Below are 11,023 nucleotides of genomic sequence, written 5' to 3'. Positions count from 1 at the left end.
GGTGTGTATAAGAGACAGGGACTCCTCCATCGCCTCGCTGAGGTCCAGGTCGAACTCGAGCGGCCCGCTGGCCCGCGAGGGCGCGGCGCGGGGAGCGGGAGGAGGCGGCGCGAGGGCCGCCTCGGACATATCCAGGTCGAACTCCAGCGGGCCGCTGGCGCGCGACGGCGCGGAAGAAGCCGACTCCTCTTCCACGGTGATGCCGACCTCGATGGGCGCCTCGTCGAGGCTCACCGGCTCATCGAGCACCTCTCCGGGCTCTATCTCGAACTCGAACCCGGGCAGCGGCTCGTCATCCGGAAGCGAGACGGGTGGCGGCGTGCTCGCGATGAGCTCCTCGAGCGGAATGTCCACGTCGTTCTCCGCGGAGGCGGGCGGAGAGAAGTCGAAGGGTTCATCCAGCGTGGGGCTGGGCGGGGCCTCGATGTCGTCGAAGAGCGAATCAAGCGCCACGCCTTCCGTCGCGCGAGGCGCGGGCTTCGCGGCGGGCGGCGAGACGGGACGGACCTGCACGGGCGCGACGGCCGGCGCCAGGGGCGCGATGGCGGGAGCCAGCGGGGCGACGGAGGGCGCGATGGCGGGCAGCGGCGAGACGACGGCGGCGGGCGCCTCCGGCCTGCGCTGCAGGAGCATCATGTCGACGAGGGCGCGGCTGGCCGGGTCCAGTTCGTGGAACTGGAGGCCCATGCCGGGAGGGCCCGAGGGGTCTCCCACTTCGCGGATCCACCGGACATCGGCGGTGCCGTGCAGCACGCGCACGCCGCCGGCGATCTGCACCTCGAATTTGACGGGTGTCCCCACGGGCTGGGGGGTGCGCGAACGGATGAACATCCCGCCCGGGCTCAGGTTGGTGGCGAACTCCTCCGCGAAGCTCCCCACGCTTTCATGCTTGAGCTTCACCAACAGACCGACTGCCTTCCGGTCCGTGGTGCGCCTGCCTTGATCCATAACGCACCACCATCGCGGTACGCAGCGCCCGGCTCAAGAGGGTTTTGGGCCCTTGGTCGGTCGACCGGCCAATGGACGGCGACAGGTGGGCCTGCGGCCTACCTGCACCTTCCTGTATCTTGTGGAGTCCCCGAGGAGCCTCATGAGCACTCTGCCTCTCACCGCCTCCGAGGCGCCACGCGCGGGCTGGCTCGTCGACCGCCGGCACGACCTGATTTCCACGGTGGGCGGTGCCTGCGCGAGCCTCGCTCTTGTCGGGCTTCACGTCTGGGGTGGCGTGAGCAGCCTGGCGTTGTGGTGGGCGTGGGTGCTGGTGCTGGACGGGCCGCACCTGTTCGCGACGGTGTCGCGCACGTACCTGGACGCGAGGGAGTGGAAGACGCGGCGCGGGCTCCTGCTGGGGAGCCTGGGGTGGTTCGCGTTGGGGCCGCTGTGCTTCGCGGTGTCGGCGGTGGTGGGCAGCAAGCTGCCCTTCGTGTTGTTCCTCACCTTCGCCGCGCTGTGGGCGTACTGGCACGTGGTGCGGCAGCACTACGGGCTGATGTCGCTGTACCAGCGCAAGGGTGGCGAGACGTCGCTGGTGGACCGGAGGCTCGACAGCGTGACGTTGTACGTGGGGTTGCTCGCGCCCTTCGTCGCGTTCGCGGTGACGCATCCAGGGGCGCGCAAGCAGTTGGGGCTGACGGGGACGCCCACGTGGGAGCCCGTCGTCGCGGCGGCGTGCTTCTCGCTGGTGCTCGCGGTGGTGGTACTGAGCGCGGGGCGGCAGGTGTGGCGGTGGAGGGCGGGCCAGCGGGTGAACGGGCCGAAGCTGATGATGATGGGCGCGGCGGTGGGGCTGTCGGCGGTGGTGTTCTGGCCGTCGGTGTCGGCGCGGATGGACTTCATCATGTTCGCCGTGGCGGTGACGGCTTTCCACAACGTGCAGTACCACGGCGTCGTCTGGTTCTATCACCGCAATCGCTATCACTCGCCGGGCGTGGATGCGGCGTCGTTCGGCTGGGCGCCGAGGGTGAGCCAGCGCTTCCTCATCTACGCGGTGTGCGGCGTGGTCTTCACGCTGGTGTACCGGGGCGTGGGGTGTGGCTTTGGAGCGCATCCGGGCTGTGGCGGGTTCGACGCGAAGCTCGCGCTGGGAGCGGGCCTGACGCTGAAAGACTTCATGGCGGGCTTCATCTGGGGCTTCGCGCTGCACCACTACTACCTCGACCAGAAAATCTGGCGGGTGAGTCGGGACAACGGACTGCACCAGGACTTGAAGCTGGGGACTGCGACGCTCAGCAGCGGGCCTGGGCCGACAACTCCTTGAGCAACCGCACCACCGTCTTGCGGGAGACGCCGAGCACCTCGGCGACCTCGCCTTGGGTGTGCCCCTCGACGAAGTGCATCCGCGCGGCGGTGAAGGTGACGAGAGAGCCATCCACCGCAAGGCGCGAGCCGCATCGAGACTTCCCAGCTCGGATTCGACGCCCGCTCCCAGCACAGCGAACCGCATGCCATCTGATACTGACGTCAAGTCACGGCTCAAATCAAGACCACGACTGCATGCCGACCACCATAGACTGAATGACGAGCTAACTCTTCCGCGCCCAAGTCCGCCTCTCTAGTTTAAGACCAACTGCGTTTGTTTCTGCTGCTGCACTCGAGTGCTTTGACCGGACGGTCATGTCGCAGTCAAAAAGCGTAGATGGAACGTGACGTTTCCCCCGTACCGGAGGACTAACGCTTCTTCTTCGAACCTAGATGATCTTTGAGTTGCTGGCGAAGTTCACGATACATGGCAAAGGCTGAGAGCGAAGGCCGGGAACTCGCATGGTCTGCAAAGGAAACGTAGTATTTAAAAAAATGTCGCCTGTCTCGACGAAAATCCCAAGTCCAGCTTGTGAACTGAACGCGCCCCAAGAGTTCTGAAAACAGGAAATTATTCATCACCCGCACAAATGTCTCACAAATCAGAATGGCCTCCTGCAGAGATGCGTACGTCAGAACCAACGGCTTCTCAAGCAACTCCCGGTGATCGTCGAAGCCAAGTTCAATGGCATTACCAGAACCAAGCCTACCAAATCGATGAACAGCGCAGTGACGCAGGTGACATACTCGAATATAATTCTCAAGGCTTTGTTCGACCCCCAAAGGGAGATTGCCTCGAACCCCTAGTAAGTCTCTAAGGGTTTCGACTATTGCCTTCTTTCCGATGAACGACGTCCGCTCAAGCAGCGCCTCGGGGAGAAGTTCTTTAGATAAGTGAAGCGCAGCCCCAAAACTCACATTGAGTGACCTCGCGCAATTAAGCGCAGTCTGATCTAAGTAAATCGAGACCCGAACAATGGCGCGCATATAGCTCTCGACAGCACCTATCACCCCGAGCAATACGAGTTGCGCCTGCGTGGCACTAAAGCCACCAGGCTGCGGCACAAGTTTATTGAGTTCGGCAATTCTCTCCGTAAACTGGTCGATAGGCGATGTTGTTGGGTCTATGTGTTTCCCGTCAAAGAGCAGTTCCGTCTTCAATGAGAGAACAGTTACCGCCGTGGTAATCGACAAATTCAGCCGCAACTGGTCGTTCTTCATGACAGGAACTCGTCCACGACGATGGCAACCTTATTAATTATGCGCTGCGCTCGCTTTTCGCCAATATAAAGCGCCTGTTGCAGATCCCCAGACGGATTTTGTGAAGAGTAGACATCCCCAACCGTTCGAATTTTCGTCTCCTGATTAATACGCGCCAGCAGAGCCTCGCTGATTCCAGGCAAAGCGCTAAGAGGGAGCTGTATACACTGCTCAAATAGCGAACCATCCAGGAGTTGCTTGCCACAGTTATGACAGTATCTCTGAGAGTCATTGAGTCTGCTCGCGCCACAACTTTGGCACGGCGGAAGGTCGAGCTTGATTGCGGCGACCTCAGCAGCCGTCAACAGTGTGGCGACTTCCCGACGAACCGGATGCTTTGAGTCCGAAAGTCCTAAATAGTCGACAATCTCCTTGAACGACGTTCCTCGGCCAGTCCGAAGAGCCCCGTTCTGATACAAGAACGCCAAGTGAAGAATGTAGCGGCCATACTTCCTGTCCTGACCGTGCGAAACAGTAGGAAGCGGATACAGCATCCCCACTTCGATCAGGAACTTCATCATCCTGTCGGCGAGCGGACCTGCTGCCTCTGGCTCTCGAATCCCGATGATTACATGCCTGCCCTGCCTCTTTGAGTCCTGCTGTCTTGCCTCGCGGAGAGCGATGGCCGATTTGTCGAACAGGCGTTTTCCGGAGTCAATTATGGACTTAAACTGTGGCAGCTTAAGCCCTAGTGAGGCATATTCTTGAGTAATAAGCGTAGTATGGCCTTCAATTGTCGTATTAAGTCTTTGCTGCACAGTTCCCGTAGCAGCGCTGTAGTCTCGGAGAAGTCTCAAAAAAGCTCTTGGCACTCCGAAAGCCATGAACTTCAGAACCTCTACGACTTCAGTATTCTTTTTCTCGGACTGCCCGATTCTCTTGTCTGCGATTTCACCCATAAGCGAACTGTAGTTGGGGTCCGCAATGGATATCCACAGCTGTATGGACTCCACTTCATGCGACGCGTGAAACGTCGGCCCATACTGTGTTGAACCTGGATAGACAGACGCTTTGGGTGAAACCGTCTCGGTTTTGAGTTGACGAAATAGCCGAAAAAACTCCTCTAAATACTTATCTGCAAGAGTAAGAGCCGCATCATCCAGAAGAAGCACCGTACGCTCCCTCATGGCGAGCATTCGGAGCCGCTCCAAAGATGAAATGGTCGAATCGATTGTCAGGAGCCTGCCGGTGGCTTCGTATTCACGATGCCCGCTACCTTTCTCAAGTTGACCTATCAGGCCTCGAAGTGTCTCCAACGGTGCTGGAAGCGCTAGTTTCTCCAAATCGATTCCGAGAGCCCCACAATGCTCACCAGCCGCAATGAGCAGCTTTGCCAACACCCATGCGTGAAAACGTTGTATTGCATCACTAGCTGTCGAAAGCAGGGGTTCCAACGTCAAATAGCGGTTGAAATTGGCGTAGAGTACTAGCGGTTGCGCATTGTCCTTGGTCGCTGCGGCATATGTAAACCGCATCAAGTGCGTCTTGCCTGTTCCACGAGGTCCGACGAGTAGCTTCGCCCCGCGAGCTAGCAGTTTCCGTTTAGCTGAACGGAAGATTTCCGCATCGACCATCGTGGATTTGATGTCGTCGAGGGAAAGTTGATCTGCCCGTTCTTCGAAATCAAAGGTGCTTTGCATCAGTGCTCCATGAGAGGAACTCCGACGTCCAGAAGTGCCTGTCGAGTAAGGTATGATGCTGCTACGCCTCGTGCCGCCGTAGACAAAGAGTATCGGCCGGCCTTCGAGATAAGAAATGTAAAAATGCGAGTTGCCATTTCGTGGGGTGCACGAAGGCAGAATACACAGTCACTCAGGACTGCATGCCCTCTCTCGACATAACAGATTTGGGAAGCCAAATTACGTCCTACGCGAGCAACAAGGATGTCACCAGGACCGGCTAGTACTTGGCGGGAGGCGTTTCGCAATGCAGCGATTGAGCGGTGGCGAGAGAACGAAATGCTCGACTGCCCTGAGAAGTCGCTTGTATGGAAAGAGCCGGCGAGTGTCCGTGCATCACATGATGTGAGCTTTCCGCGGTGAACCGTCGCCCCTAGGTCCCTTAGTGTAGGATGGCCACTAGCCCCTTGCGCTGCACGCCTCTTGAGGATCGCCTCTCCATCCATTCGCCAAACAGCCTCTTCGCGCGAGGCCACCGCAAGCGTGACAAGCTTCCGGCCAGAACTGAGGCTCTGCAACTTGATGGGTTCGCGGAAGCCTGTGGACTTACGCAGAATAAGTATGTGAGTCTGTGCCTCGGTTGCAATAAACGCGCGCCGTGGAAGTTTGATGACTCGCTCTACGGTATGCGAATCGCATAATTGTTTACGAAAGTCTTGGAGCTTTTCGCCGGAAATTAGACTGTCGGGCACAATAAGGCCCAGGGTTCCGCCCGGCTTCAGGAGTCGCAGGTTCTGTGCCAAAAACAGGATTACTGCGCCTGCTTCGGCAAAAGCAGCTGGCGCCACGCTGATTCCGGCTGAACTGAGGATTGTGGCGAACTGTTTGCGCCACTTGGGCCGGATGTATGGCGGATTGCAGACAGCAACATCCGCCCCTCCGTTGATAAATGATGGATTCTGGGGAAGGTTTACGTGAAGTGCATCAGTCTCGATCGTATGTCCACTGGGTCGTCCAGTGTGGCGGACGGCGGAAGCGTCGAGGTCAACGCCAATGATGGTGGCTCCCTGCCAACGATCGCGAGCAGCTTGCATGAGCGAGCCCGAACCGCAACCCAAGTCAACGATAAGGCGTGGTCGACGCGAACTTATGCAGGCGACGAGCAACTGTGAGATGTCGCTGCGTGTGTAGTAGCGACCGAGTGGATCGCGGTAACCAGAATCAGTCGTCTGAAGAGGCTGCACGGCGAAGTCTTGGGCCAAGGTGTCTGTCATCGTGAAATGGAGTGCAAGGCTCCAAACGCTCGTTTCCACTATACGCAAAGTTCCGCCAACGAGCGAACTTCTTGTTAAGTCGAGCGTCCAGGCAGCGGCTCAACCTACTTAGTTCGCAACTAGGGGTAGGCTGACAGAAAGATCGGGGAGCATTGAGGGTAGCGCGGGCAGGTGCATTAGGCCAAGAAAGGCCGATGACGGGCCCCAGGGCTTGGCTCCTCGTGGGAGAGCAGAGGGTACACTTTGGCTCAACGGTCCCCAGCCGCCAGGCGGGGGGGCTTCAGTTTCGCTGAGTCCGTACCGCTGTGTTCGCCGAGTCCGTACCGCTGTGAGAGAAGGAACCAACGATGCCGAACCCCACTTCCCGTGCCTGCGGAGTTCCGTGCCGGATCCGTCGAACTGGCGAAAGCGGCAGAAGGACGAGAAGCTTGGCCGTGGAGGCCCATGTGCCCGGCACCACGGTTCGCAACAGGGTGAGCCAGAGAGTAGGACGAAAGCGTGCACCAGGACCTCGCTCGGGCCCTACGCCGAATGAGAGCACCTGCGACGATGCCAAGCCGAGCCTATAACCCGGTGCGCAGAAGATACGCGACTCCGTGGCCACCAACTGCGATGACTCCATCGGCGAAGGCGTGACGTCGATATTCGACTGAGACCCAGTTGGCGACGGCGATGTGGGCCTGGAAACCCAAACATAATCAGGTCCCGATGGCTACGTGACGGACACAACCGGCTGCAACGGCGCCAGTGCCGGCGTTCTCAGCCAACCGACCCTCGCTTGCACTCAGCCCAGCGGATACGTGGCGACCGCCAGCGACTGCAACGACACCAGAGCAAGCATCCGTCCCGGAGTATGTGGAATTGTGACTGCGCCGACAACTGCAATGGTTCAGCCGACGGGGCTGGCCACCCAGACTTGGTACCGGGATGCGGTTAAGAACAATTAGGGAACTCCCCACAGCTCGCTCCCGTCCTGCGGACGGTCGTCTGGCGATGACAGTGATTCCACCGCCCACAACGGAGGCGTCTTCCCTCGCGCGGCGGACGTCTGCTACAATACCTGGGCAACAATTGCAGCGGCGAGATGGACGAGGGGTTCCCTGGGTGTCCCTCCCATCATTGCGCACCACATAACCCAGAGTGACGCTCCTGAACGGGGCTCAACTGCACACTCCTTAATTCACTGCGGAATGAAGAGGCCGGCCTGTCCCGGCGGCCCCTTCGCCACGACCTGCCACTCATCTCTCAAGAATCGGGCACACACCTCACGCCCATTCAATGCCTCACGGGAACCCCGTCCCCGGGTGCCGTCCAGTTGAATCCTCGCAGCGGCGGCCTAGCTTGGCTGCCCAAGCGGGGCTCGGAACGCCCGCGCTCACCCCCGGAGTTCCCATGTCGCGACGAACCAGTCTCTCATTCCTGGCCATGCTCTCTGTCTTCACGTGTCTGTATGCGGGCGAGAGCTTCGCGCAGAACACCCGCACTGGGACGGCGAACGACGGCACCTACATCACCGTCCCCTCGGGCACGGTGAACGACTGGGTCATCCACGTGTCCCCGCAGAGCATGGGATTCGAGGAGCCCGGCTCCGAGGGCGACAACGCACTTATCAAGATTGAGTGCTACGCGGTGCAGATCAACCAGTACACGTGGCAGGTCGTCGCCCGGTACAAGTACCGCCCGTGGAGCGGCCGGGACGGCTACTGGAACGGCGGCTCGGCGAACTACCTCCTGGTCCACAAGTAGACGTCCACGCAAGCCGTATGGGCTTGCACAAATGAAGGGGCCGGCCTGTCCCACCGGCCCTCTTCGGCCCACTCAGCGACTACACGTCAGAAACACTCAAACCTGGGCCTCGGCGAGCCTGGCTCACAGGTGCACGTACCTGGCGTAGAGCTGTCGAAGCAACACCGCGCCTGCGACCCAACCTGGCCACAAGGCTGGCTCTGGACGACCGAACACCGACGCAGAGAATCGGAGCAGGTCGGGCTCGGCGGACAGGCCTGGAATATCCCGTCACACGTCACTCCGACATTGTTCGTCGCGGAGCAGGAAGTCGTCGAGGCCGGACAACTGACCGTGCCCGTGGGACACGTGGCCGAACACCCCGTGAGTTCCTCGGAAGACACCTCGAGTTCCTCACCGGCGACGTCACCCACCGCGCCACCACAGCCGACCCACGACAGACCAACGAACACAGCCATCATCACCAGGACATGACGCATCAGCGAACCTCCAGACCGGGGTTGAGCACGCCTCTTCGGCCCGGGCTGTGGTTCGTGGAGAGTCGCCGTGCGAGGTGCGTCTCCATCATTCCCCGACAAGGTGCGGGACCGCCAGCACTCCCGCCCTGGCGGCAGGACGACGGCTCCGCGGAAGGGGCCGACCCACTCGGCCGGCCCCTTCGCTTCGTCAGCGCACCCAGTTCACGTTGGAGATGGTGAACTTCGTCCCATCCTGCTTCTCCACGTTGGTGTACGGCAGGTACACCCGCGAGGAGAACGTGTTGGCCGCGGTATCAATCTCGATGAGCCGCGTCGGGTTCGACGACCCGTCGTGGTACGTGGTCAGCATCTGGTAGATTTTGTTCCCCTGCGTGCCCGTGACTTCGCTGTACGCCGCCGTGCCCACGTGCCCGGAGAAGATGAACCGCACGTTGGCGTACGGCTTGAGCGCGGTGTTGAACACGTACTGCGGGCTGTTGTTTCCATACCCGCCATTGCCCTGCTCGATGCCACCGCTGCTCGTCTGGTGCGAGTGCGTCAGCACGATGACGTTGTGACGCGGGTGCTGCTCCACGACACTCTTCACCCAGTTGACCGCATTCGTCCGCGCCCAGAGTTCCACGTTGATGACCAGCCAGTTCAGCCCGCCCGCCGAGAACGTGTGATAGGCATTGTCGCACTTGCCCGCCTCGAACACGCCCGCCAGCGCGCGGAACCGCGTCGTCGGGAAGTACGTGTTGAACGTGGTGGTGTTGCGCAGGTTCGCATTCACGTTGCCAGGGCACGCGCTGCCACCGGGGCACGTCGCCGCGGTGTCATGGTTGCCAATGGCGATGGCATAGGGAATCCCCGCGGCGTCCAGCTTCTGGAACGCGTTGCTGGCACGGACGTACTGGATGTGGTCCGCCGTGTCCCAGTTCGCCATGTCGCCCGTGTGGCCCACGAAGCGGATGTCGAGCGCGTCCTTGTTGTCCGCCAGCCACTGCATCCGGTGGTCAATCAGCGTGGACTGCGTGACGAGCTCGTTCTGCGTGTCCGGGATGATGACCAGGGTGAACTTCGTGTCCACGGGCTGCGCCGTCGTGGGCGCCACATGGAACTTGATGCCCTCGTCCACCCACCCCGCCGCGCTCAGCGCCGCTCGCTCCGCCGCCGTCGTCGCGAAGCGGTGCTTGCGGAGCGTGTCATTCGCATAGCGGTAGACGGGCACCAGGCACGGCTCCGCCGTCGTCGACGCGAAGAAGCCCGTCCCCTCGTCCGTGGTGAACCCGCCCTGCGTCGCCAGCTGCTGCTTCTCCGCCGCGTCGATGGTCCAGAAGTGCTCGTTGCGGCTCGGGCTGTACAGCCGATACACCGGGGACAGCCCCGTCCCCGCGATGCCGGAGGCTCGGAAGGCCACGCCCCGGTCATCGGTGTAGCCGTAGTTCGTCGCGGCGTTGGCCGCCTCGTTCGCGTTGGGCGTGTAGAGGCTGTCGCCGTTGCTGGCCCGAATCCGGTGATACACGGGCGCGCTCAGGGCGGCGCAGTCCAGCGCGGCCTTGCTGGAGGCTGTCTCGGATACCTCGTCGGGCGACGTACCGCCGCCACAGGCTGACAGCACGCCCCACAGCGACAGGGATGCAACGAATCTCAAGGGACTCATGGTGTCTCTTTCCAGGATGGGATGAAAACAGGGCTCGTCGGCTTCGATTCGGCTTTTACAGCGAAGTACCGAATTCCAGCACTAGATATCACTCAAGCTCCATCCCAGGAGCGCCATGTGTCCGACTGCGAGCAACAACCAACACACCGCCCACCGCCGTAACGAAGCAGCGAGCAATGACTCTCGAATTTTACACAAACATTTGGCAATCCAGAGCGCGCGCAAGACCGCGGCCCCCGCGCCGGTGAGCTGAACACCCGGGGCCCTGCTCACTCCGGCGTCAACACCCTCAGGAACGCATCCTGGTTCCACGTGTCCCCGGCGCCATCGCGCTGCCAACCGGCGACCGCCAATCCGCGACCGGGTACCACCGCCAGCCCCGTCACCGCGAGCGAGCACTGTCCGCTCACGCAGCCCTCCACCGCCAGCTTCCGCTCGCCCTGCTGCGTCCCATCCGCCGCGTAGCGCGTGAGCGCGTCACCGCACGCCACCGTCACGGCGCCCGCGTCATCCACCGCCGCCGCGACGCCTTCCTCTGACTGCTCGCCGCACTCCGGCTGCTTCAGCCAGCGCACCTCGCCCTCCGCGCCCACGCCGAGCACGAACGGCCCTTGAGTCCCCAGCGACGTGCCGCCCCACACGAGCAGGCCCGCGAAGTCGCCCGCCACCGTCACCGTGCCGTCCGGGCCCACCGCCACCGACGAC

The 11,023-nt window shown here is 61.4% G+C and carries 8 protein-coding genes and 1 pseudogene; 2 read left to right on the top strand and 7 right to left on the bottom strand.

Translation table 11 applies throughout. The features are described 5' to 3' along the window. Nucleotides 1–948: TIGR02266 family protein (locus FJV41_RS44455; RefSeq protein WP_141648709.1), on the bottom strand; the 948-nt coding region annotated here is incomplete at its 3' end. Nucleotides 949–1,090: 142 nt separating this feature from the next. Between FJV41_RS44455 and FJV41_RS44450 the strand changes: the two genes are divergently transcribed. After that, nucleotides 1,091–2,257, top strand: coding sequence for a hypothetical protein (locus FJV41_RS44450; RefSeq protein ID WP_141648708.1), 1,167 nt, complete (start codon nt 1,091–1,093; stop codon nt 2,255–2,257). Here the strand turns inward: FJV41_RS44450 and FJV41_RS44445 are convergent. From FJV41_RS44445 to FJV41_RS55055, 4 genes are all read right to left on the bottom strand, one after another. Continuing rightward, complete coding sequence (locus tag FJV41_RS44445) at nt 2,226–2,372, bottom strand: sigma factor-like helix-turn-helix DNA-binding protein (RefSeq protein ID WP_220137951.1); 147 nt, start codon at nt 2,370–2,372, stop codon at nt 2,226–2,228. The genes FJV41_RS44450 and FJV41_RS44445 overlap by 32 nt on opposite strands. 295 nt (nt 2,373–2,667) lie before the next feature. Beyond that, nucleotides 2,668–3,519: a hypothetical protein gene (locus tag FJV41_RS44440; protein ID WP_141648707.1), complete on the bottom strand. Its 852-nt coding sequence runs from the start codon at nt 3,517–3,519 to the stop codon at nt 2,668–2,670. Further along, complete coding sequence (locus FJV41_RS44435) at nt 3,516–5,198, bottom strand: hypothetical protein (protein ID WP_141648706.1); 1,683 nt, start codon at nt 5,196–5,198, stop codon at nt 3,516–3,518. Before FJV41_RS44435 ends, FJV41_RS44440 begins: the two co-directional genes overlap by 4 nt. Beyond that, complete coding sequence (locus FJV41_RS55055) at nt 5,198–6,451, bottom strand: HsdM family class I SAM-dependent methyltransferase (protein ID WP_141648705.1); 1,254 nt, start codon at nt 6,449–6,451, stop codon at nt 5,198–5,200. The genes FJV41_RS44435 and FJV41_RS55055 overlap by 1 nt, the downstream gene beginning before the upstream one ends. A gap of 1,392 nt (nt 6,452–7,843) precedes the next feature. Here FJV41_RS55055 and FJV41_RS44425 point away from each other — a divergent pair. Continuing rightward, nucleotides 7,844–8,197, top strand: a complete 354-nt coding sequence (locus tag FJV41_RS44425) for a hypothetical protein (RefSeq protein ID WP_141648704.1) — start codon at nt 7,844–7,846, stop codon at nt 8,195–8,197. 666 nt (nt 8,198–8,863) lie between these two features. Here the strand turns inward: FJV41_RS44425 and FJV41_RS44420 are convergent. Both FJV41_RS44420 and FJV41_RS44415 read right to left on the bottom strand, forming a co-directional pair. Continuing rightward, on the bottom strand, nt 8,864–10,318 hold the full coding sequence (locus tag FJV41_RS44420) for a metallophosphoesterase (RefSeq protein WP_141648703.1): 1,455 nt from the start codon (nt 10,316–10,318) through the stop codon (nt 8,864–8,866). Nucleotides 10,319–10,587: 269 nt separating this feature from the next. Further along, nucleotides 10,588–11,023 (bottom strand): annotated as a pseudogene (locus FJV41_RS44415) (hypothetical protein); the annotation flags it as partial.

The organism is Myxococcus llanfairpwllgwyngyllgogerychwyrndrobwllllantysiliogogogochensis, from assembly GCF_006636215.1.
GTDB lineage: Bacteria > Myxococcota > Myxococcia > Myxococcales > Myxococcaceae > Myxococcus > Myxococcus llanfairpwllgwyngyllgogerychwyrndrobwllllantysiliogogogochensis.
Note: the sequence above shows the minus strand (reverse complement) of the source record. Positions and strands in the feature narration are given on the sequence as shown.